Source organism: Paenibacillus sp. J2L1-98 (genome assembly GCF_056269405.1).
Genome location: NZ_JBWDNW010000011.1, coordinates 116396 through 140550, shown reverse-complemented (window position 1 = coordinate 140550; position 24155 = coordinate 116396). Strand labels below are relative to the sequence as shown.

Here is a 24155-nt window from a genome sequence, read left to right as displayed (position 1 = left end):
ATACTCTGAATCAGAGTGGGTCTGCAGCTAATCGTTTATGCAAAATTGGGGGCGTTTATGGATTCGACGGGGATTGTACGAGCGCGGGTTGCGGGTAGCAGGGAGTCGTCTGCTTCATCAACGCTAAAGCCTATTAAACGGCAAACAACAAACAAACTACGCTTTCGCAGCCTAAGAAACTGTGTGCGTGCTTCTACCCAGCATCGTCCATGTGACTGGATTAGGGGCTAACAAGTAGTGGAATACGCTGTCTCATCTCCGCCTGCGGTGAGCTGAAGAAGATAATCAGGCTGACCTTAGCGAAAGCCGGTTACGGGGCGTTTGCTTGGGTGACATCAAAACTGTGACTACACCCGTAGAAGCCTGTGTGGCGTGATTTTCGGACAGGGGTTCAAATCCCCTCGCCTCCACCAATATGTAGAACCCCGACCGCAAGAGGTCGGGGTTTTTGCATACCTAGTGACGATATGGGGTGAACATTGTTAGTCCGAAGAAGAAATATTTTTGCTTATTAGCCTATAGCAGCACCTACATACTCGATCAGTATATTTTCAATCTCTTTTGCATCGTCAGGGTGAAACATATGCGAAGACTTCTCAACCCAGAACAAATGTTTTGATTTCGTCGCACTCAAATGATCAAAGTATGTTTGAACGAGGCTGCCATAAACATGAACATCTTTACGACCATGAATAAAGTAAATGGGTATATCGATTTTTTTTGTAGACTTTATAAAGTTAACTGTAGAAAAATCTTCGATCATTTGCTGTGTGAAAGAAAATATGAAGCCTTTATAAAATGAATTGAAAATGTCCTTAATCGTATAATCAGGCGAATGAAGCATAATCTTCACTGCGTCCATGAGGCGAGGATGCTGAATCTCTTTATCTTTATAGATCATGGAATTATATTTCATTAACCACTTTCTCAACTGCCCCCATTGCTTAAAGCTTTTCGTGTAAGGCGGCTCTCCTAATCCGATTAATTCGTCTATTGCCTTTTTGTTTCTTCTCTTTTTTGCTTCGTTTATTGCCCATTCTCGACATAATCGGTCGTTTTCAGGCCAATCTACAATCTGAGAAATTCCTATGTAAGCATGCAATTTATCAGGGATTTTTGCTGCAAGAGATAGACCGATAACGCTTCCCCACGAATGCGCAGCAATGACTATCTTATCTTGGTTAAAACGTTTCCTGAGATAATCTACAAGCTCCTCTGCGTCAGAAATGAACTGAGAGAGTTTTATTGATTCTTTGGGAATGCTTGGGTGATATGACTTCCCTGTTCCTCTCTGGTCCCAAAACACAAGTACATAATGTTGAATGAGTTCCTTGGTGGTAGTTGCCACCGTATAATCCCGAGATCTACAGCTTACACCAGGCAGCGGCATGCTTGGACCTCCATGTATGAATAGAAGCACAGGTTTGTCGATATATTCGGCTTGTATTAAAATGGTTTGCTCAATCCCGCCAATTTTCAATATCTCAACCGTGCTGATTCCAGTTTCTGATATTTCAAATTCCCTCTTTCTAGAGAGTAACTTCAAATCGCACACCATCCTCGTTTTATGTATGATCAGGACTATTTTACATAGGGGGCGTTTGCTTGGGTCTTGTGTGGCGTGATTTTCGGACAGGGGTTCAAATCCCCTCTCCTCTACCATGAAAAGCCCGACCGCGTGAGGTCGGGCTTTTGTATATATGCGAAAAAGGCAAAATTCTATTTTGCGTTCTCATCCGGTTGATGAATGCCAAATACATTTCCTTCAGTGTCCATGTAATACCCTTGCCACGCCATCCCGGGCAGTGCATACTTTGGCAATGCGAGCTTGCCTCCAAGACTTAGAATTTTTGCTTCAGTAGAATCGTAGTCTCCCACTCCCATTGTACACGCATAACCATTCATAGCCTGGCCTGGTTGCGGGGAAGCGCCTTGACGCTGCATCAAAGCTCCGTTGATTCCAAGTTCATTTGCATCGCCCGTCACAGCTCCAAAATAGGGCATTCCAGCATAACTGCTCCAATCCTCAAAAGTCCATCCAAAAACCTCTCCATAAAACTTCTTTGCACGTTCCATGTCATCTACATGAATCTCGAAATGAACTAATCTTCCCATGATATTACCTCCCATGTTTTGACTTCCCTAACTTCTTTCTTTTATTATGGCCTCCTTTCCTACTTGATAATTAAAAATTATTGAATATTTTACCTTTCCAAGGCAGGCAGCTCCGTCGAGGCTAAAGCTTACTGAAAAAATCGATGACGAATTGGCGGAAATGAATGGCTGCCTGCGATAAAAAATGATTCCTGTTCCATGCGATCCCGAATGTGCGCTGACAAAGAGGCTCCGTTATTCTTAATTGTACGGTTGCTAGATTAGAGGCCTGCCTCCCTAAAGAGAGGGGGAGGGTAAAGGTGATGCCCAATCCCATTTCAACTAAAGTTTGTATGGCGCTCACTTCTTCGAGCTCGAATGCGATTCGGGGCTCAAAGCCGGCCTGCCGGCAAAATCCATCCGTAATTTCCCGGAAGTTGGAGCTGGAAGATACAGAGATAAACGGTTCATTGGCCACCTCAATGAGAGAAATGCTTTTTCGGGAAGCTAAACGATGTCCCTTCGGCACAGTCAAGCACAATTCCTCTCTAACCAGCGTCAGCCACTCGATGTCCGGTCCATTAATTGGAGTGCTGGAAATGCAGAAATCGATATCGGCGTTTTCCAGATCGTTTTTCATCTCTAAAGCAGAGCTTACCTGACGCTGTATGATTCGTACGTGAGGGTACATCGTGAGAAAATCTTTCAGGAGAGTCGGCAGAACATACGGGAGCGTCACCGATATGGATATGACGCCACGGTCAAGTCCCGCCATATCCGAGATCTCACGTTCTCCTTCTTCGAGCTCCAGAAAAGCCTGCTCAACCCGCCGAAGATATGTTTTTCCGAATGCGTTCAAAATGACACGTCTGCCTTGGCGCTCGAACAAAGGAACGCCAAGTTTTTTCTCTAAACGCTGGATCGAGTTGCTAAGCGAGGGCTGGGATATATTTAACTCCTTGGCCGCCTTCGTGATATGCTCCAGCCGCGCTACCGCCTGGAAATATTTAAGCTGAAGAAATTCCATAACAAGTTCGCTCTCCATTCATAGCTTTCATGTGATAATTCAATCATAAAATAAGTATTATTTTTAATAAAGTATCGACTTTATAATATGACTACATACAGTAAAGCTGGTGGAGAATGGAGAGAGGCTGTTGGCTAGAGATAGAATTTGGACGAGAAATTTTATATTCGTTTGTTTGAGCAGTTTTTTTATGTTTCTCACTTTTCATATTCTCGCGACCGCATTCCCGTTATATGTGAAAGATAGTATGAACGGAAATCAGCAGCAGATGGGATTAATCATTACTATTTATGTGATCGGAAGCGTGTTGATCAGGCCTTTTTCGGGTAAATGGGTAGACCGGTACGGGAAAAAGAAAATGGCTGTTATCGGGCTGGTCATTTTTCTGATCGCCTGTATAAGTTACTTCGGTGCCGCAGGAATTTTCCTGTTTTTAATGATTCGTCTTATTCACGGCATGAGCTATGCGGTAGCCTCGACGGCGACGAGCACGGTTGCTTCCGCACTGATTCCCGACTCACGGCAAGGTGAAGGCGTAGGCTATTTCAGCATGTTTATGAGTATTGCCATGGTTGTCGGGCCTGCCCTCGGGCTTCTTCTGTGGCAAGATAAAAACATTCATGTACTGCTGTTGGCCGTTTGTGCGGTTGCTGCGCTTTCTCTATTATTTACAATCGGATTGCGTTTGCCTCAGCAAAAGGAGAGTCTATCGGAGCCTTTACTGAAAGCAGAGACCGGCCGGGGAAGCAAGCGCATGATATTGAGTGACTTTATTGAACCGAAGGCGCTGCCGATTTCGTTGGTCGGGTTTGTTCTTGCCTTTTCTTACAGCGCATTATCCGGATTTATTGCTTCTTTCACGGCTGAGATTCATCAACAATATGTAACGGGTTATTTTTTTGTTGCCTTTGCGCTTATGATCGTTTTGTTCCGTCCCTTTATCGGCAAAGTGTTCGATAGATACAAAGAACATTATTTGTATTACCCCGGCATTTTGTTGTTTGCGGCCGGCATGCTTTTAATAAGCGCAGCTCATTCCGGAACGATGGTTCTGGTGGCCGGCGTCATTATGGGAATCGGTTATGGGGCCCTCTTTCCTTGTTTTCAAACACTCGCTATGAAGCTGGCCCCGGTGCACCGCAGGGGGAGCGCTGCAGGGACATTTTTCTTGCTGTTTGATTTAGGCTATGGATTAGGCTCTTATTTTATGGGATTAATCGCTTCCATCACGGATTACAGAATGATGTATGTAGTCGCAGGACTCATTCCTTTGCTATCCGCTGCCTTGTATTATGTGCTCCATCACCGTCCTCGTGCTAAGCTGTCCCTTCAAAATCGCAATGTTGAAGCAGCCTAATTACGAATATGTATAGCCACGGTTCGCCTCCAACGTGTAAACCCCGACCAAATGAGATCGGGGTTTTTGCTATTTCGGTGATATTCTCGACGATGCTTAACTGAGAGCTTACTCACAAAAAAATGTGTCGTAAGCTGTACTCATTGGAAGAGGTTAGGGAATAAAATTTAAGCAGGAAGCAATTAATGAAATGTTTCCACTCCCATGTTTTGGGAATCATTGCCCCTGTTTTAGAAGATATTTACCAATCCTTATGGTCTCTAAATTGATTACTTAGGGAGTGCTAATATGAAATCAAAATTAGTTTTTCCGAAAGCGCCAACTTTTAACTCAATCGAAGAAGAAAGGCAGCACCGGAAAGAACGTTTGGCAGCGGCTTTTCGTTTATTTGCAAAATACGGTTTTGATGACGGCTTAGCAGGCCATATTACCGTTCGCGATCCTGAAAAACCGGATCATTATTGGGTTAACCAATTTGGTATGCATTTTAGTCAAATTAAAGTTTCCAATCTGGTTTTAGTTAATCACAACGGCGATATTGTTGAAGGCAGTTCTGAGGGTACCGGTATCGTAAACGGTGCTGCCTTTGCGATACACTCTCAAATTCATGCGGCCCGTCCAGATGCTGTTGCAGCCGCTCACTCTCATTCCACTTACGGTAAAGCTTGGTCTTCGCTTGGACGTCTGCTTGATCCGATTACCCAGGACGCTTGCGCTTTTTATAAAGATCATTCTATTTACGAAAATTATAATGGGGTCGTTCTTGATTACGAGGAAGGGAAACGAATAGCTCTTGCATTAGGGAACCATAAAGCGGTTATTTTACAGAATCACGGTCTTTTGACGGTCGGAAAATCTGTAGATGAAACAGCTTGGTGGTTTATTACGATGGAAAGATGCTGCCAAGCTCAATTATTAGCGGAAATGGCAGGAAAGCCGATTCAAATTCAAGAGGACCATGCGGAAATGACAAGCCGCCAAATTGGTTCGGAGCGAGTAGGTTGGTTCAGCTTTCAACCCCTATGGGATATGATTATAAAAGAACAGCCCGACTTATTAAATTAAGCTTCACCAAATATCCGTATCATCACTCGAAGGCGGACAGGGGATTTGCATGTCCACGGTTCGCCTCCACCAAACCATGAGAAAGAGCACCGCGAGAGGTGCTCTTTTTGCTATGCAAGAGTATGATTTGGAATGAAGATAAATATACTTCACAATTTACATTACGTACAATGCGGATGTAGAAGGAGCAAACCCGGGTTTAGGCAATGCGCAGGGAGCAAGGTGGAGAAGCCTCTATCGGTCACAAACGGATAGAGGCTTCTTACTGTGTTCAAACGACCGATCGAAAGCCCAATTTAATTACAATAAACCCATCCCCACCCAAGACCTTCACAGCTTAATTTGACCTCATACATATTCACGCTGCCGGCCACGCGCTCCTCTGATCGATATTTTTTATCGTTAAGTAGGGTTTTGGAGAATAATGTCGAATTTTAATGCTTATGTCCTATTGTGTCAAGTTTACGTACCCCGGGAGGGTTAAAATGGATAAAGTAGTCATCACAGGTTATGGGATCAAAGCCCCAAATGTAGAAGATAAGCTGCAATTCAAAACGGTATTGGAGCATGGAATATGTACTCATCGGGTCATGAAAGACCGGGTAAACGGTTTAAACATGGTTTGCGGTGTTATTGATGATGATTTTAAAGTGATCCGCGGGAAAAATCTGAAACGTTATCCAAGGTTGAGCCGATTTGCGATGTCGGCGGCTGATGATGCGATGGATATGGCCGGATTTACAGACAAAGACTCCCTTCGAATCGCAGTCATTTTGGGAACCTCAGCGGGGGGGATTTCCGAGATAGAGCAATATACCTCGGGTGGAGCGGTATATGAGAAAATCCCTTTACATAGTGTGGCATTGGCTAATACGCACAGTTTATCAGCCGCTGTAGCCCAGCATTTGGACATAAAGGGTCAGGTTTTTACCATTACTACCGGCTGTACTTCGAGTTCGGACGCGATCCTGTTAGGGAAGCTGCTGCTTGAAAGCGGACAAGCTGATGCCTGTGTGGTGGGCGGCTCGGATGCAGCGAATACCGATTGGAGCTTCAAGGGGTTTTTAAAAATCCAAGGGGTTACTCCCAATGTTGACGTTTTTGAAACCGGGGTTCCTTTCTCCAATGCTCATCAAGGATTCGTAATATCGGAAGGAGCGGGTATTCTCCTATTGGAACGCGAAAAAGAAGCCAGAGCGAGAGGCGCGTCAATTTACGGGGTATTAGAAGGGGTTGCTTCCCTTAACGAGGGAAAGTCCATTTATCAAAGCGATGAAACGGGACAAAGTATGCTGAAATGTCTTAAGGCCGCAGTAGGCGAATATACTCCGTCCTACGTGAACAGCCAGGCCCTTGGCTTAACGGTGAATGACAGGATTGATCGTACGGTGCATCAGACGTTATTCGGCCAATCCGTGCCGATTACTTCGATTAAAGGGATGACAGGACATATGCTCGGGGCGATGGGGGTCATTCAGGTGATATCGTCTCTACTGAGTCTGGAGTACGGCTTTATACCTCCGACCATTAAAACTAGGGCTGAAGGGTTTGAAGAACTGCCTATTGTGCTTGAAACCCAATATCGGGATATTCACAGTGTAGCGATTACAACACATGGATACGGAGGTAATGATACTTGTTTATTTGTCACCAAGATTAGCTGAGAGGTGGTCTCCGTGTTTCTCTTATTGCTGTTTATTGTTGCTTTAGTTCCATTTGTCGTCGGATTGATCACGTTATATATTTTCGAGAAGACAGAGATGGCGAAAGCTATATTTTGGTTTTTATTGTTTGCTTCGATGTGGGAGCTGGATTCAGCTTGTTTATATGCGCATCATCTTCTGCCTGAAGCGGTAGTTGAAATTTTATTTCGCCTCTTCCGTATTGGTCCAATTATGCTTACTCCCTGTCTGTTTTATGTTGCATACAGTATGTCCAAGGAAGTGGCAGAGGATCGGAAACCCTTATGGCTTCGCTTTGCCGTTCATAAGACCATGGTGTATCTGATCTTTGCCTGGGGGCTGATTGTGTATCTCGTCGGGTGGACGAAGCTTGGGATCGAGGGCATATATCTTGTCCAGGCGGACCGATCTACTGATTTTATGTTTCCGGCTAACGGATCTTGGGCTGGTCTTTTTATTGTAAACGTGCTGCTGTTTATGATTAGTATATTGATTTCCTTTTCGATCAGCTTGAGAATATCGGATCCGAATAAACGTGTTTTTCTGCTTGTTTTTAGTTTAGCCGTAGCGATTGGGTACGGGGTTGGGATATTGAATTTTTTCCAGGGCAGCAGATTGTTCCCGAGCGCTATTGCCGTGATGATTTTTGCGGTTACGACTTTCAGCGCTTTCACTTACATGCATACGAAAATTGTCAGGCATATGGCTTATCATGATGCATTAACGGGACTGCCTAACCAAAGATTATTCAAAAACAGGTTAACCCTTGCATTAGAAGAGGCGAAGCGAAGCGACCACAGCATTGCGGTTATGTATATGGATTTGGACCGCTTTAAGCTTATCAATGACACATTGGGACACAATGTTGGAGATCTGCTGCTTCAGCATGTGGCTGAGAGAATAACCGGTTGCTTGCGTAAGCAAGATACGGTTTCACGCCAAGGGGGGGACGAGTTTACGTTTTTATTGCCAGGTCTTACGCATCGGGAAGCAGAACAAGCGGTGCAAGATGTTTTGAATGCGATTAACAAACCCTTCACATTGCAGGGACATCAATTATATGTCACCCCGAGCATTGGCATCAGTTTATATCCGTCTTGCGGTGACCAAGTGGACATCCTGATAAAAAATGCCGATACGGCTATGTACCGCGCCAAAGAAAAAGGGAAGAACACCTATCAATTCTTTAATGAGAGGATGGGGTTTCAGAGCCTTCAAAAGCTCAACATGGAAAATGCCCTTCGCGCGGCCTTGGAGAATGATCAATTTGTTCTGCATTATCAACCAAAGGTGGATTTGAAAACAGGAGGGATGATCGGGGTCGAGGCTTTAATCCGTTGGCAACATCCGGAATTGGGATTTGTCGCTCCCGATGAGTTTATTCCTTTAGCTGAAGAGACGGGATTAATTGTTCCAATTGGTCAATGGGTGCTATACAAGGCATGTGCGCAATGCAAAGAATGGCACAATAATAAAATGACTCAAAACCTGTCTGTAGCTGTTAACCTGTCGATGATGCAGTTGAAGCAGGAAAATCTTGTAGAAATGGTAAAGCAAGTATTGAATGAAACCGGACTTGATCCGCAGTTTCTGGAGATCGAAATCACGGAAAGTATGGCAATGAACAATATGGATAATTCCATACAAAAATTAACAGAGATAAAAAATATGGGAATCGGCATTTCGATTGACGATTTTGGGACAGGTTATTCTTCGTTCGGCTATTTAAAGCAGTTGCCTATTGATACCTTGAAGATCGACAGGTCGTTTACCAACGACATAACCAATTCGGAAGAAGATGATGCGATCGTACAGGCGATTATCGCGATGGCCCATGTTTTAAGACTCAAGGTCATTGCTGAGGGTGTCGAAACGAGCAAACAGCTCACGCTTTTACAACAGTATAAGTGTGACGCCGTGCAAGGATATTATTTGAGCCGACCATTGGCGGCTGAGAATATTGTGGGGATCATAGGGGGCAGCTTACCTGCTAAGATGTGAATGTATAATGAAAAATCGCAGCATTACGCGGCGGCGGATTGTGGTTTTACACAGCCACGGTTAGCCTCATATCGCTACGAAATTTATGAGCTTACTCATCAAGTGGAGCATCAAATAAAACTTGCAGAGGAATTCGCAGTATCGGGTGAATATAGTTATTACTTGCGTTTAAAAGAATTGTATAGCAAGGATGAATGGGAAGCGGCATACGAGGGGTTAATAGACAAGTTAGAAACGAATTGTGATAAGAACTGGAATACGGCTTCTTTATACACCCGAGTGCTTATTGAAGAAAAGGAGACGCTGAGACTGCTGAAATATGTTCATAAGCACAAACGGACTTTAATGGACTACTATCCTCATCTCGTCGGCGAGCATGAAGAAGAAGTTTTTCTTTTGTTTACACAAGTCATATCAGAGGAAACTGTCCGGTCTTCGAATCGAAATGAGTATCGGAAAGTATGCGGTATTATTCGCCATCTCATTAAGGCAGGCGGGAAAGCCCAAGCGAAAAGGATCATTGAGCAGCTATGTCTTACTTATCAGAAGAGGCCTGCTCTCATGGACGAGCTGCAAAAGATTAAACTAATTTAGTGTAAATCCACAACCGCATGCGGTTGTGGATTTTTTTTATTTTTACAAACCTCCTGTTTCTGTTTTATGTATCGCGGGTAAGGTTAGTTAACAACCCAAATTGAACCTATTTTAATTTTATTTATCCGCACCTGTCCGTACTTCGAGCATAGTATGTACGAAGGTGGTGATGATAAATGACATTTACAGTTTCAGACTGGATTCTTTATACCATGTGGGCCGTACTTGGGCTGCTGATTATTGATTTTCTTATCTCCTTTGTCAAGGCATTCTGGGCAGGCTCTTTCGATCCGTATTTTGCGCTAGGTTATTTGAAGGATGTCCTATACTACGTGCTGCCATTAAACGTTATTTTAACGTTAAGATCGGTTGATCCCACGAGTTGGATTCTTGTAAGTTTGTATTTCATTCTTGCTCTCGCTGTAATTCTCCATTATTTATGGGACATTAAAAGGAAATTTAAATAAATTTAAATAAATTAAATACATTTGCGGCCTTCTTTCATAGAAGGCTTGCTTTTTATTATACAATGGGGTTCCTATAAACCGCCGATGAGAAAGTCTAATGTACCTATAAAATAAATTGTTCAGCATAAAATAAGAATAGTTTTTGAAAAGATAGATATAAATTTACAAATGGACTTCATTTTGCATAAGAGAGCAATCCAAACCTTCTGTATAGGAAGTGAGCCGGCCATGGGGAGATATCGTTGGATTAAGTGGCGTAAAGTCCTTCTCTGGCTTGCAGCACTCGTTTTCATCGGTGTGCTGTTGCGTGCAGGAGGGCCGACATATTGGAGGGCTGCGCTCAGTATTCTGGGCATTATGCTGCAGCTGCTCTACGCCGTATTGTTTATCATTATCCAGTTCGTAGCCCTCTTCTGGTTTCTGGCGCGGGGACGAACGTACTGGATTTTGCCTGGCGAGACCGGTGCCTCTTGGGATGATTACCGGGGTAATCCAGAGATCGTTGAGAATGCGAAGCGGATCGTTACACTGCTCAAGGGCGTCAAGGAGTTCAAGGATATGGGCGGCGAGGCGATCCGGGGATTCTTGCTCTGCGGGCCTCCCGGGACCGGTAAGTCCTATCTGGCTCAGGTCATCGCCAACGAAGCAAAGGTACCGTTTGCTTACGCATCGGCACCCAGCTTCCAAAACATGTTCTTCGGCGTCGGAAACCTGAAGGTAATGGGCATCTACAAGAAGGCCAGGAAGCTCGCGCGCGTTTACGGCGCCTGCATCATCTTTATCGACGAGATCGACGCCATCGGCATGAGCCGGCAGTCGGGCGGCGGAGGAGGAGGAATGATGTTCGGTATGGGGGGCGGCTCCGGCTTGCTCAACGAACTGCTATTGCAGATGGACCCGCCGAACATCGACAGCTCCCGTTTTGCCAGACTGCTCCGTTCGCTCGGGCTACGGCGGAAGAAGGCGGAGCGTCCGGCAGTGCTGACGGTTGCAGCGACTAACCTGCCTGATGTGCTTGATCCTGCGCTGCTCAGGCCCGGCCGTTTTGACCGGCAGCTCTGGGTTGACACCCCTGACTATGATGGAAGGGTGGATGTTTTCCAGTACTACCTCGAGAAAGTGAAGAGGGACTCTTCCTTTACCCCGGAACGGGCGGCGCTCGACACGTTCGGATACAGCCCGGCGCAAATAAAGCACATCGTCAATGAGTCGGTAGTGATCGCTCACCAGCGGGGCGCCCCAGAAGCAGGTTATGAGGACTTCCGGGCAGCCATGGAGACTTATGAGTGGGGGCTCAAGCAGCCGCTCCGCTCCATGAGCGAGGAAGAGAAGAGAAACGTGGCATACCATGAAGCCGGCCATGCGGTGGCCCAGTTCCTGCTGAAGCCCCATGAACGGCTCTGGAAGGTGACCATCATCCGCCGGGGCGGTGCGTTAGGACTCGCTGCTACCAAGCCGACGCATGAGAGGTACAATAGAAGCGACAGCGAGATCCTGGCGGAGATTCAAGTTTGTTTGGCGGCCCGTGCGGTAGAAGAGGAGTTCCTGGGTAAAAAATTAAACGGTGTTACCTCGGATCTTCGGCAGGCTACAGAGCTGGGCGGCGCCTACCTTGGTGTGGTCGGTATGGGCGATGAGCTGTTCAGTTGGCTTGCATTAGGCTCCCGAGCTGAAGGGCTTAAGGCACTCCGGCCGAAGATCAATCAGCTTTTGAAGGAGCAAATGGTTCAAGTGAAGAAGCTTGTAAGAGAACGCGCTGAATTTGTTCATGCCATTGCCGAAGAGCTGTTGAAGCGTGGCGATCTGACCGGTGAGGAAATTGAAGAGATTTATGAGGGTTTATATGGCCTTCAACGGCCGGGGCCGCCTGAGATCAAAGCCGTGAAACTTATCGATCTATCGGACGAAGCGGCTTCCGAGCAGCTGATTGAAGAGACCGGCGTTGACGAGAATGACCCGGAAATAAAGTCAGATTGAATGATCATCACGCTGCGGGAATGTGGAAATGCACAGCCGCGGCCCGTCTCTAACAAGTAAATCCACAGCCGAAAAAGGCTGTGGATTTTTGCTGTCTTTACGCAGCGAGAAATGAAACGGAACCACATATGGCATCGATCATATTTACGGCCGCAAGACACTCAGAATGGTTTCAGATTGGTTTCAGGGTTAGTTCAGGTTGCCTTGATACTTTAAAAACAGATCAATTGTATTCAGGAGGTGCGTCAACCGGAAGCGACGCGGACGGGCTATATACGGATGACGAATATCAAGAGGGAGCTAATAGCGTAAGCATGACCCTCTCTAACGCTGTGACTCATTTAAATGAATCAGGGGTAACAAGCGGCAACGCATCTAATCCGGGGGGAGGCCGCAAGGGCCGCAAGGGTGGCGGCGGACAAGGCTAGAGCGATGACTTATGAAGGATCAGGAGCAAGGCTGTACAGCCCCTTGACCTGAAATAAAGAGGGGGTTGTCTCAAACGCCAAATGGCGGCAGTGGCTCTCTTCACTACAGGCATAAGCATCGTCCATCGTAGGGCAGCCTAATTCGGTTTTCTGAAACTATTGGAGGATCATTTTCCAAATACGGCGATTTAGTTTGGTTTTGCCTAATTAAACAGCGTATGGGGAGAGCCGCTTCTAAAAGTGACCGATTACGTTCGCAAAATGGAGCTAATCCTCCGCACTCGCACTACGAGCGCTTTTTAGTTTTGTGAAATCGAACGATTAAACAAAATTTTGCCTCCCAAAATAAAGAAATGGCGGAACAGGACTGAACTGTAACCCGTGAAATAGACGCTTTTTTCAAAGTGTCCATTCCACGGGTTACAGTCCAGGACTCCCCCCTGGACCGCCATTTTTTCATCTTTTCACGTCATTGTTGATCAAAGTGAGCAGCCTCTTTTTCGTGTTAGGTTTTCCGATAAAAGGAAGGGCTCACCCCGTCCATCTTCTTAAACGCTTTACTAAAGGTATGGATATCGGGGTATCCAAATTTCTCTGCGATCACGTTTAACGGCTCTAAAGTGAACTGGACCATCTCCTTGGCCTTCTCGATTCGAAGCAGCTGATGGTATTGGATGGGGCTCATGCCGAATGTTTTTTTGAACAAATGGATTAAATAGAATTTACTGATTCCCGACACGCGAACGAGCTCGTCCAGCGTTACTTTCTGATCGACATGATGCTTTAAATAATTGCGGAGCTTGACCAATTCATCCATGTTCGTTAGCAGGCGGGGGTTTTGAATCCAGTAATTTTCCCTCAGCAGATGAATGAACAGCTGGATGAACATGCCTTTGACATTCGTTTCGTAATAAGGCATCTTCATTTGAAATTCATGGATGATATCAAAGATCATCTTCTCGATAATAATCGGGTTACGCAGGCGTAGATGACTTGCCAAATGCAGAGAAAATTGGTCAAGGTGGTCCTCCCGGAACCAGCGCATCTCCTCGCTCGAAATCTCCTTCAACGGCTTGAAGGAGATTTTTACGTCCGGGCTGTCCTCCGTGTAGTATAAATCGAAATGCAAATGGGGCTGGCGCAGCGGACTTGTTCCGATCTTTCTGATCGTATGGCGCTGTTTGGGGCGGAACAGAAACAAATCTCCCGGCTCGCCCGTATAGCACTGATCCTCAATGGTAACTTTGACTCTACCTTCTTTTACATATAGAAGCTCATAGTCAAACAAGACCCTTTCCTTCAGATGCCATGGAAAGTTTATTTTGCTGTCCATAGCAACTCGTATATAAGGGGAAAGCTGCTCTATCAACATCCTGATCGCCTCCGGGAAAATAAAAGCAATATATGACAACAATTTAAAAACCTTTGCCAACGACATCTATTAATTCTTACTATACAATAAACACATGGAAAGCAAAAGATAGCACTTCCAAGTAGTAAACAAGGTAGAGCAATCAAGCGCTATCAAAACCATCAACGGGAGGAAAAACTATGAACGTATGGCAGCCGAACAGTCCGCTCGGCGGACTGCCGATGATCAAGAACGTACGCAGTCTTCGTGAATCCAGTTATGACAAGACAGGGGGGCAACCGGGATTTCAAAGTCGTCCCGGCCGGTGAAACCTTTGTCGTTGCCGATATAAAAGGATCCGGAAGCATTAAGCACATCTGGCTTACAACACGCTGCTACGCGCCGAAATATTTGCGTAAAGTGATTATCGAAATGTACTGGGACGGCGAAGACAATCCGAGCGTAAGAGCGCCTCTCGGCGATTTTTTCGGAATCGGGCACGCGACCTGCAAGCATTTCGTATCGCTGCCGCTGAGCATGGTGTTCGGAGGGTACCAGCTGGAGCCGCATAAACCGCAGCAAGAGTTGCCACCAGTAGAGCAAAGACTGCCGCGCAGATGGCCGGAGCATGGTTTGTGGGATCGGTAAAATAAAAATCTAGGGGGAACGGTCATGTCTTATCGGAAAAAAATCGGGTTAGCTGTAGTAGCTGTTATGCTGGTATTATCATCTATTTTAGCGGGATGCAGCGGTAAAAACGCTAATAACACCGGTGAAGGTACGGCTAACACAAGCAATGCGGGCAATAACGGAAAAGAAGCAAAAGGCGGATCTATTACCGTGCTCGTGGAAGGCGGAAGCCCCGCTTTCAAAGTAGCTGAAGCAACAGCTGAACAATTTAAAACGCAAACCGGCTATGAAGTCAAGATAGAGGCCGTTCCTTATATAGGTGTTTATGACAAGCTGAACGCGGAACTGAAGGCAAAAGCTGGTTCCTACGACGCAGCGATTATCGACATCCTATGGTTTCCGGCGCTGGCATCCGGATTGGCTCCGCTAGATGAACTGTTTTCGGATGAGGTAAAAAGCGACCTGTACCCTAACTTGATTGATGGTGCTAACGTTGACGGCAAGCTGCTCGGTATGCCGGTTTGGACCAACTCGAAAACGATGCTGTACCGTAAAGACCTGTTTGAGGATGCGAAGGAAAAAGAAGCATTTCAGAAAGAATACGGCTATGAGCTAAAACCGCCTGCAACCTGGCAGGAGTACCGTGACGTTGCTAAATTTTTTACACGCGATACGAACAATGACGGAACAATGGATATGTACGGCACAGGCGTATTGGGTAAAAACAACGGCGACTCCGTTGCAAGCTGGCTGGATCACGCTTTGCAGGCCGGGGCAGACCGCCTCGTTGTCGGTGAAGACGGTAAAGCGAATGTCAATACGAAACCGTATGTAGACGCTTTGGAGTTTCTGACCAAAGTGCTCAGAGAAGACAAATCTGCCCCGGAAGGCGCTTTGAATATGGCATCCGACGAAATTGCGGAGCTGTTCTGGAACGGAAAAATGGCTATGATGCTCGAGTGGGGGCATTTCTTCGTCCCATCTAATGATCCAGCCAGATCCAAAGTAGCCGGCAAAGTAGGGACGGCTCCTATGATCGGCGGAGAAAAAGGCGTCGGCGTCGTGCCGGGTCCTTGGTATCAAGTCATCCCTGCCTCTTCCAAGAAGCAGGATATCGCAAAGCAGTACATTCAATTCCTGTATGAGCGTAATGATCAGTATTTGGCGGCAATCGGTGTCGCTGCCCGCAAATCGATTCTGGAGACCAGCGGCAAGAAACCGGAATACGCTCATCTGATTTCCCTTGGCACAACGTTGTCGGCTCCGCAAACGAAAAACCGTCCGGTTCTCGAGCACTGGAACGAGATCGAGAGCGAAGCGCTTGTTCCAGCCGTACAAGCAGCATTGTCTGGCAAAAAATCTCCGCAAGAGGCACTGGATGAAGCGGCCGGCATCATTAATGAAATTCAAGGCCAATAACAATGAATAGGAGAAGCGGAGGCTAGGCTTGCCTAACCTCCGCTTCTTCCTATCGATAGGAAAAGGATGTGGCACCATGACCAAGAGTGATCGGCGGACGGCTCTGCTTTTCTTTTCTCCAGCTGCCGGGTTCATGATTTTGTTTTTCGTTTATCCGATGTTTCTGCTCGTAAGAGACAGCTTGTTCGATTCGAAAACAGGGACAGAGTTTGTCGGTGCGGACAATTATGTGAACGCTTTAACCTCAGAGCGCTTTTATAAGTCCTTGTACAACACGGTCATTTTTGTAGTTGGAGCGGTATCCATCGAGCTTATCATCGGACTGATTTTGGCGCTGCTGTTAAGTACGGGGTTCAAAGGCAGTAATTTTGCGCGCACATTGTTTCTAAGCCCGCTTATGATTGCCCCGCTCGTAGCCGGTTTAATCTGGAAGTTCATGCTTAACGATCAATTTGGGATACTGAACTCCTTTCTCTTCAAGCTGGGTCTTATCGATAGCCCGCAGAGCATACTGTGGCTGTCGGATGAAAGGTATGCTCTGCTCTCCTGTATGATCGCGGATATTTGGCTCACAACGCCGTTCATGATGCTGGTTCTGCTTGCAGGCATACAAGGAATATCGGGCAGCCTGTACGAAGCGGCGAATATCGACGGAGCAAGCAGAATGCAGCGCTTCTGGTATATCACATTGCCGAGCCTAAAGCCTGTAATCGTCGTAGCCGTCCTGATTCGTATGATAGACGCGGCCCGTTCCTTTGATATTATTTGGGTGCTGACGCAAGGCGGTCCTAACTTCGCCTCTTCGCTTCTCAGCACGATGATTTACAACACGATGGCCCGCTATAATCAGGCGGGATATGCAAGTGCGCTTTCTATTTTATTTATAATCATCTTAATATCAATTTGCGGGGTTTTCATGCTGCGGTTATGGAATCCGAACAAAAAAGCAGTATGACACAGGGGGGTTATCGATAATGACTGCGTTGATGAAGCAAAAACGAACGGTAAGCTCCATGCTGGTCCTTTTGTTAACGGGATTGTTTGTACTTGCCTTCTTATTCCCTTACATATACTTGGTGATGACATCTCTGAAGCCCGGTACGGAAGTGGTGTCCACTACGCCGACCTTGTTCCCTACGGTGTTTACTATGGACAGCTTTCGGAAGATGTTCGATGTGCTTCCGATGGTCAAGTACTTCGGCAACAGTTTTTTTACCGCGATCGCCAGCACCTCGGTAAGCGTATTTCTCGGATCGCTTGCCGCATATGGCCTATCCCGGTTTTCTTCCAAGCTCGGAAATATGTTTCTGCTGCTGACGCTTACCGTCCGAATGGTGCCGCTGATCAGCGTAGCGGTTCCGATGTACGGTATCATCAATAAATTGGGGTTATATGACACAAAACTGGCATTGGTCCTCATTTATACGAGCATTAATATTCCGTTCGTTATTTGGATGATGATCGGGTTTTTCGACGGATTGCCTAAGGAGCTGGATGAATCTGCCCGCGTGGATGGATGCAGCAGGCTGGGCGCTTTTTTGAAAATCATCCTCCCGATCTCGCTTCCGGGCTTGGCAACAACGGCAATCTTCAGCTATATGATGTCATGGAACGATTTTCTGATGGGATTGATGATGACCAGCACGAACGCGAAAACGATGCCTGTCGGACTTTCTGAATTTTTAGGGGCATACAACCTTGATTTAGGGCCGATGACGGCTGCCGCTGTTTGCTTCAGTTTTCCGGTATTAATCTTCTCGATTATGATCCAAAAGTATATTGTAAGCGGAATGACAATGGGTGCGGTTAAGGAATAACCGGTATGTTCAAATATAAGAATTTTAAGGTGGAGCTCATTTCTCTTACTTTCGGCCCAATCGATATTGATCCGAGCAGCTCCCATTATGGCTATGTGACTACAACTCCGAAGCCGGGCTGGGTGAATTATCCCTTCTTGGAAACGTTGAAAAAGGCTTTCGATGTTCCTTACGAATGGGACACGGATGTAAACGCAGCCGCATTCGGAGAAGCGACATGGGGGGCTGCCCGACGGTTTTGAAGGGCTATGTCCGTATCATGGAGATTGTCTGGAAGGTATGGCATCGGGGCCGTCGATTGAAAAAAGATGCAACATGAAGGGAAGCGAAATCCCTGCAGATCATCCGGCATGGGCTGTACAGGCCTTCTGTATCGGTCAGGCGGTTACAACGGCAATCCTGATGCTTTCGCCAAAAAAGGTCATTTTGTGCGGAGGCGTTATGCAACAGAAGCAACTGCTTCCGATGATACGAACCGAGGTGCAGAGAAATTTAAACGGATGCGTTAGTGCGGAAGCCATTCTTACGAATATCGATAAATACATCGTTCCTCCGGGTTTAGGGGATAATGCCGGACTGTGCAGGGCGTTGGCGCTTGGTTTGAAGGCGTTGAAAACATCTAACGAATAAACCGAAGGGCCTATTGTTTCTGTGAAAGTAAGAAAATCGCCTCATCCTGCCTTCTTGGCAAGGATATTAGCGATCTTTTTGACCATATGAGAATTTATAACTTTCCGAGTCTACGGAATCGACCAATAAACCGAAACGTTCTTCAAAGGATAGTTCATTCATTCGTGGATCTTGAAGCTGCCGTAAGTAAGCGTCGGCTAGGCCCTGCAAGCGCAGTTTGCGTAGGCAGGAAAAGCACGAATTCGTAAGGCTTTACTTCCAGCTATATCAAGGAAAAAGTAGTTTATGAACAAACACACTAAATTGATAGGAGAATTTATTTATGGCTAGTAAAAATTATTACGACGTAACAGAGTGGCCTGTCGGTAATCCGTATGAGGATATTGGTGAGGTAATCAATAGCATTATAGCAGATATTAAAAGTAGGCAAACGGACACTGATGTGAATAAAGGCGGAAAGCCGGGTGCGGTTATCTATATTCCACCGGGAGATTATCATCTTGGCAGTCAAGTAGTTATAGACATCAGTTATCTTAAAATTATGGGTTCTGGACACGGGTTTACATCTTCGAGTATTCGTTTTAATACTACTGAGAATGAATGGGCGGATTTGCATGAATTGTGGCCGGGAGGAAGTCGCATACTCGTAGATATTCCCCTAGAAGTAAATGACGAGGAATATAAAGGAGCTGCATTTTATGTTGAACGAAGTGGAAATCCCCGAATAAGTTCGGTAGAGTTTTCTGACTTTTGTATTGATGGTTTGCATTTTATTGAAGATGGTTCAGGAGAAACAAATCCGGAAAACACATACACTAACGGGAAAACGGGTATTTATGTTGCAAGTGCTTGTGACTCATTTCGGATTACAGGCATGGGGTTTGTGTATTTAGAGCATGGAATTACTATTTATCATGCAGATGCACTGACTATACATGATAATTTCATAGCTGAATGTGGTAACTGTATAGAACTACGAGGTTGGGGACAGGCTTCAAAAATAACCGATAACTTGATAGGAGCCGGTTTTAAAGGATATTCAATTTACGCTCAAAATTTTGGTGGACTTTTGATTACAGCGAATAATGTTTTTCCACGAGGTGCGAGCAGTATTTATTTTGATGGTGTGACACGTTCCAGTATCACCAATAATAGACTTCATTCATTTTATCCAGGAATGGTGGTATTCAGGGAAAATTGTTCGGAAAACTTGGTTTCTTCAAATCACTTTTTACGTGACCATGAACCTTGGACTCCTTTTCTGGGAATAGACAATGGTTTAGATGATTTGTATGGTCTCCTCTATATCAGTGGCAATAATAATTCTGTAATTGCTAATCACTTTTCTGAAGGAATTAATACTCAGAACATCAAGCCGGTAGGTGCAACACCTGTAATCATACGTATGGTTTCGGGTAATGGAAATTATATTTCTAATAATCATGTTGTTGCCACGGAGGTTCATGCCAAGATAAGTGATTCTTGTTTCTCTGCGCAAGTAGACGCTTTGTTGACTACCGAAGCATCAGAGCCGCTTACCGTAACAACAGTATTGGTAGAAAAAGAATCGCTTCAAAATACGATTCTTGATTCGGGAAGTGATGCACAGGTTGTTATGGACAAGACTGTAAATGCATTCAGAGCCACTCCAACGCCAGGAGCATAAATAATATATTCAACTATGTTTTTGTGGTAGTTTTGTTCCAAAGTTTCAATTGCAAGTAGGACACTTGAATTATTTCGTTTGTCATTTAATTTTTGGGGTGCTTCCTAGCGATGGAAGTGCCTCTTTTTATAGTGTTTCCCATATTTGGATAAATGCTAATAAAGTAGACAGAAAAATTTTACTCTGTTATCTTCATTTGGTAAATGGCTTGCGCCTATTTGTACAAAAACGTTCACAGATGCCGTGGCAGAGTGCCAGCAGGATAAAAGTAAATATGCGTCTGACCTTTCTCGGCGAACAAGAGGTCATTCCGGAGAAGGCGACGATAACCGCACCTTTGATTTCCGATCTTTGCGGATTGGAATAATTTAATTTTTCCTTACTGCAAAATATAACATCAAATTAGAGATCATCAATATTCATCAACGGTTATTGACTTCCCATCCCTAACAAGGTATGATAGTTTCTACAACATTGTATACGCTTTCATTACCAAATCTTGAAGAAGGGAGTCGAATGTCTTAAATTATCTGAAAATTCTATCTATTTCGAGTAAATGGCAGAAATTTCTCACAGAGGGGAGAGAGCCGAATGAAGAAACAAGAGTGTGTCGCTATGCTGCTTGCAGGTGGTGAAGGCAAAAGACTAAGCCATCTGACGACAAAGCTGGCAAAGCCCGCAGTGCCCTTCGGCGGTAAATACCGGATAATCGATTTTACCTTGAGTAATTGCAGCAATTCAGGTATTCATACGGTTGGGGTACTGACCCAGTACCAACCGATGGTACTGAATTCCTATATAGGAATCGGCAGTTCATGGGATTTGGACCGCAAAAACGGCGGGGTCACTGTTCTGCCTCCTTTTATGGAACAAAGAGGAGGCAGCTGGTATAAAGGAACGGCACATGCTATATATCAGAACATTCATTATCTCGAGCAGTACGATCCCGAATATGTGCTGGTCATTTCCGGCGACCATATATACAAAATGAATTACGCTCTCATGCTGGAGCAGCACAAGGAAACAAAGGCCGACGCCACTATCGCGGTTATAGAGGTGCCGATACAAGAAGCCAGTCGATTCGGCATTATGGATGTGGACAAGGACGACCGGATTATCGAGTTTGAAGAAAAACCGAAGCAGCCGAAAAACAATCTTGCTTCCATGGGAGTTTACATCTTTACCTGGGATGTTTTAAAAAGGAACCTAATCGCCGATGCGCAAGACCCCGGATCAAACAATGACTTCGGTAAAGACATCATTCCAGCGATGCTGGAGAGCGATAATCCGATTTATGCTTACCGTTTTGACGGGTACTGGAAAGATGTCGGAACCGTTGAGAGCCTGTGGGAAGCGCATATGGACCTGCTTATGGAAGATCCGCCTTTTACGCTCCATGACCCCCAATGGCGGGTTTACGCGAAAAATCCAAACAAGCCTCCTCATCATATCGCCGCAACCGGCAAAGTTACAGGTTCGTTAGTGAATGAAGGATGTATGGTATTCGGGAAAGTTGACCATTCCGTATTGTTCTACGGTGTTCATGTCGGTGAAGGCAGCGTGATTAAAGACTCGGTCATTATGCCATACGCCCAAATCGGGGAGAACGTTACGATCCATAAAGCCATAATCGGCTCGGGTACCGTCATCCAAGACGGCGCGTCTGTCGGAAGCCCGGATGAATCGGCGGAAATCACTTTAATCGGCGAGAACATGGTCATTTCTTCTCAATTGATATAGGAGTGATTGCGATGAATAATGTGTTAGGTGTCATCAATCTCAGCATCAACCAGCCGCTCTTGCATGAGCTGACGTACTCACGGGCAACTGCAACCGTTCCCTTCGGCGGCAGGTACCGCTTAATTGATTTTGTGTTATCCAATATGGTCAATTCAGGGATTAACAATGTGGCGGTACTCGCCCACAACAGTTACCGTTCCATCATAGATCATTTGGGCTCGGGAAAAGAATGGGACTTGGATAGAAAACACCGGGGACTGTTCATTTTGCCTCCAAACAATAGCCATGCGCCGGGTTTTAACGGCGATTTGCAAAACTTTTACGGTTCACTCGAATATTTTGACCGCAGCAGCGAAGAATACGTAGTCGTGTCAAGCAGTCACATGATCTGTAATATCGACTATACCGAAGCGGTAGAGAACCACCGGAGGACGAACGCGGATATTACCGTCATCTACAAGGAAATGGACGATGACAGCGAGGATTTCGCTAACCTTATTACGCTTGATTTTGCTGAGGATGGACGGGTCGTACGGATGACAGAGAACCAGCAGACGAAGAAAAGCAACAAGGTATATATGCGAATGATCATCATTAAGAAGGATCTGCTCATTACTTTGGTTAAAAAAAGTGTGAACCAAAATTACTATGATCTGGTGCGGCATGTCATTATCCGTAATCTGAACGTATTGAAGGTGTACGGCTACGAATACAAAGGATATTTGGCCATTATCAATTCCGTCCAAAACTATTATAAATATAGCAAAGAACTATTAAACCCCGAAGTATGGAAATCGCTCTTCTACCAGCCAGGATTGATTTATACCAAAATTAAGGACGAACCGCCAGCCAGATATGCAAACAGTGCTGTCGTAACGAATTCGCAGGTGGCTAACGGCTGTATCATCGAGGGGACTGTAGAGAACAGCATTTTGTTCCGGGGAGTCCGAATCGGGAAAGGGGCAGTCGTTAGGAACAGCATTCTGATGCAGAAGTGCGTGATCGAAGAGGACTCTAGTCTGGATCATGTCATCCTCGATAAAGAGGTATATGTCACGCGAGGAAATAAGCTGGCAGGGGAGGAAATGTCGCCTACGGTTTTCACCAAAAAGAGCATCATTTAAATATAGAAAAATCCACAGCCGTATAAGGTTGTGGATTTTTTATTTCCGCTACTCTCATGGCATGCAGCGCCGGAATGAATAAGATGAGCTCTGCCTTTTTACAATAATGGTTTTAATGAAAGTGTATTAATAAGCTCATCCTGCGAAAATGGCTTCTTTCTTCCCCATCGGATGACACGGACTAAAAAGGGTCTCTTAGGATTTTTCATATGAAAGAAGCCGGGTATGCGCATCACTCTTGCTAAATTTGTAACGGCTGGGTCAGCTTTAAATTTCCGGACTAATGCTTTCTGAATAGGAATGAATTTATTTATAGATCCCCCTGCTATGATCCAATAAATGTGATATCCGTTGTTCGTTTCGACGATCATGGTATTCCTGATTTGTTTCCAATGCTTGTAGAGAAATTTTTTTTTCAATTTTTGGATTTGTTTTATCGGTCGATGGGCTGAAAATAAGTATTGACCTTGTCTATTCTTTCTGATGGTAAGTGATTGAAACTGCTCTGCGGGATTGGCTCGCAGCGCTTTGATTTTCTTCCATACTTCCTCTAAGGTGTCAAAACGTTCCGAGATTTTATTTAGATCGACATCGATAAACTGCGCTCTGATTTCTTTAATATCACTATCCTTTGTCCCCCCATAATTAATGCCCATAAAAACGGCATACCCATTCGCGTTTTGTGTGAGCAAGTGGACGGATTCGGATTTGTAGTTATACGCATAAAGTTTGAATTGAGGTATTCTTTTTTCCATACGTTCTAGAGGTTTATGCAAGTGGATTGCCTGTTTATGATTTGAACCATTTGAAGAGGAATTATAACTGCGTTTATTGCGGTCGGCATCATGGACTAAAATAAAATGAACGCTTTCATTCTCTTTGTAGCGTAGTTTTTTAATGAATTTATGAGTATGACTGGAACTTTGCCGAACTAGACGGGAATAAGGTTTCTGGTCAAATTTCATGAAAATACTGCCCTCCTATAGACTCACCGCAGTCGTCGATTTCTTTTCTAAAAATCATATTCCTAAAAAGGACAACGAGTGCAGATGACAGAACCTATTTTGAGCAGAGAGCTTGTTATAC

Annotated in this window: 20 protein-coding genes, 1 other RNA gene and 1 pseudogene; 17 read left to right on the top strand and 5 right to left on the bottom strand. The window is 45.2% G+C overall.

All coding sequences use genetic code 11. The features are described 5' to 3' along the window. Positions 1-47: 47 nt before the first annotated feature. Positions 48-413: a transfer-messenger RNA gene (gene ssrA, locus AC0YNZ_RS19725) on the top strand. Positions 414-511: 98 nt separating this feature from the next. Here the strand turns inward: ssrA and AC0YNZ_RS19720 are convergent. From AC0YNZ_RS19720 to AC0YNZ_RS19710, 3 genes are all read right to left on the bottom strand, one after another. Beyond that, positions 512-1546, bottom strand: a complete 1035-nt coding sequence (locus AC0YNZ_RS19720; protein WP_475828227.1) for an alpha/beta fold hydrolase — start codon at positions 1544-1546, stop codon at positions 512-514. 173 nt (positions 1547-1719) lie between these two features. Continuing rightward, entirely contained in the window at positions 1720-2115 is a 396-nt protein-coding gene (locus tag AC0YNZ_RS19715) for a VOC family protein (RefSeq protein ID WP_475828226.1), read from the bottom strand. 121 nt (positions 2116-2236) lie between these two features. Further along, positions 2237-3121, bottom strand: coding sequence for a LysR family transcriptional regulator (locus AC0YNZ_RS19710; RefSeq protein ID WP_475828225.1), 885 nt, complete (start codon positions 3119-3121; stop codon positions 2237-2239). A gap of 109 nt (positions 3122-3230) precedes the next feature. Between AC0YNZ_RS19710 and AC0YNZ_RS19705 the strand changes: the two genes are divergently transcribed. The 7 genes from AC0YNZ_RS19705 (at position 3231) to AC0YNZ_RS19675 (ending at position 12264) form a co-directional block, all read left to right on the top strand. Continuing rightward, entirely contained in the window at positions 3231-4478 is a 1248-nt protein-coding gene (locus AC0YNZ_RS19705) for an MFS transporter (RefSeq protein WP_475828224.1), read from the top strand. A 288-nt stretch (positions 4479-4766) separates the two neighbouring features. Beyond that, positions 4767-5543, top strand: a complete 777-nt coding sequence (locus AC0YNZ_RS19700) for a class II aldolase/adducin family protein (protein ID WP_475828223.1) — start codon at positions 4767-4769, stop codon at positions 5541-5543. 485 nt (positions 5544-6028) lie between these two features. After that, positions 6029-7207, top strand: coding sequence for a beta-ketoacyl synthase N-terminal-like domain-containing protein (locus tag AC0YNZ_RS19695; protein ID WP_475828222.1), 1179 nt, complete (start codon positions 6029-6031; stop codon positions 7205-7207). Positions 7208-7702: 495 nt separating this feature from the next. Then, positions 7703-9226 carry a putative bifunctional diguanylate cyclase/phosphodiesterase gene (locus AC0YNZ_RS19690; protein ID WP_475828221.1) on the top strand — a complete coding sequence of 508 codons (1524 nt, stop codon included), beginning with the start codon at positions 7703-7705 and terminating at the stop codon, positions 9224-9226. Beyond that, positions 9227-9820 (top strand): hypothetical protein, encoded by a 594-nt coding sequence (locus AC0YNZ_RS19685; protein ID WP_475828220.1) that lies wholly within the window; start codon positions 9227-9229, stop codon positions 9818-9820. Between the two features lie 176 nt (positions 9821-9996). Then, the gene (locus AC0YNZ_RS19680) at positions 9997-10287 is read left to right on the top strand and encodes a hypothetical protein (RefSeq protein ID WP_475828219.1); all 291 of its coding nucleotides are present in this window, start codon (positions 9997-9999) and stop codon (positions 10285-10287) included. A 228-nt stretch (positions 10288-10515) separates the two neighbouring features. Then, entirely contained in the window at positions 10516-12264 is a 1749-nt protein-coding gene (locus AC0YNZ_RS19675; RefSeq protein WP_475828218.1) for an AAA family ATPase, read from the top strand. 933 nt (positions 12265-13197) lie between these two features. Here the strand turns inward: AC0YNZ_RS19675 and AC0YNZ_RS19670 are convergent. After that, positions 13198-14064 carry an AraC family transcriptional regulator gene (locus tag AC0YNZ_RS19670; protein ID WP_475828217.1) on the bottom strand — a complete coding sequence of 289 codons (867 nt, stop codon included), beginning with the start codon at positions 14062-14064 and terminating at the stop codon, positions 13198-13200. Positions 14065-14243: 179 nt separating this feature from the next. Here AC0YNZ_RS19670 and AC0YNZ_RS19665 point away from each other — a divergent pair, with 179 nt between their 5' ends. The 9 genes and pseudogenes from AC0YNZ_RS19665 (at position 14244) to glgD (ending at position 23069) form a co-directional block, all read left to right on the top strand. Beyond that, positions 14244-14372, top strand: a complete 129-nt coding sequence (locus AC0YNZ_RS19665) for a hypothetical protein (protein ID WP_475828216.1) — start codon at positions 14244-14246, stop codon at positions 14370-14372. Beyond that, the gene (locus AC0YNZ_RS19660) at positions 14323-14691 is read left to right on the top strand and encodes a DUF2961 domain-containing protein (protein WP_475828215.1); all 369 of its coding nucleotides are present in this window, start codon (positions 14323-14325) and stop codon (positions 14689-14691) included. Before AC0YNZ_RS19665 ends, AC0YNZ_RS19660 begins: the two co-directional genes overlap by 50 nt. Before the next feature lie 24 nt (positions 14692-14715). After that, positions 14716-16092 (top strand): ABC transporter substrate-binding protein, encoded by a 1377-nt coding sequence (locus AC0YNZ_RS19655; RefSeq protein WP_475828214.1) that lies wholly within the window; start codon positions 14716-14718, stop codon positions 16090-16092. Between the two features lie 76 nt (positions 16093-16168). Further along, on the top strand, positions 16169-17047 hold the full coding sequence (locus AC0YNZ_RS19650; RefSeq protein WP_475828213.1) for a carbohydrate ABC transporter permease: 879 nt from the start codon (positions 16169-16171) through the stop codon (positions 17045-17047). A 19-nt stretch (positions 17048-17066) separates the two neighbouring features. Further along, a complete protein-coding gene (locus AC0YNZ_RS19645; protein WP_220039083.1) occupies positions 17067-17909 on the top strand; it encodes a carbohydrate ABC transporter permease in 843 nt (280 codons plus the stop codon). A gap of 14 nt (positions 17910-17923) precedes the next feature. Beyond that, positions 17924-18539, top strand: a pseudogene (locus AC0YNZ_RS19640) (ROK family protein); the annotation flags it as partial. A gap of 322 nt (positions 18540-18861) precedes the next feature. Next, positions 18862-20205 carry a NosD domain-containing protein gene (locus AC0YNZ_RS19635; RefSeq protein ID WP_475828212.1) on the top strand — a complete coding sequence of 448 codons (1344 nt, stop codon included), beginning with the start codon at positions 18862-18864 and terminating at the stop codon, positions 20203-20205. Between the two features lie 591 nt (positions 20206-20796). Then, positions 20797-21945: a glucose-1-phosphate adenylyltransferase gene (locus tag AC0YNZ_RS19630; RefSeq protein WP_475828211.1), complete on the top strand. Its 1149-nt coding sequence runs from the start codon at positions 20797-20799 to the stop codon at positions 21943-21945. Positions 21946-21956: 11 nt separating this feature from the next. Beyond that, on the top strand, positions 21957-23069 hold the full coding sequence (gene glgD, locus AC0YNZ_RS19625; protein ID WP_475828210.1) for a glucose-1-phosphate adenylyltransferase subunit GlgD: 1113 nt from the start codon (positions 21957-21959) through the stop codon (positions 23067-23069). 98 nt (positions 23070-23167) lie between these two features. Here glgD and AC0YNZ_RS19620 read toward each other — a convergent pair whose 3' ends face one another. Beyond that, positions 23168-24034, bottom strand: a complete 867-nt coding sequence (locus tag AC0YNZ_RS19620; protein WP_475828209.1) for a DNA-primase RepB domain-containing protein — start codon at positions 24032-24034, stop codon at positions 23168-23170. Positions 24035-24155: the final 121 nt, after the last annotated feature.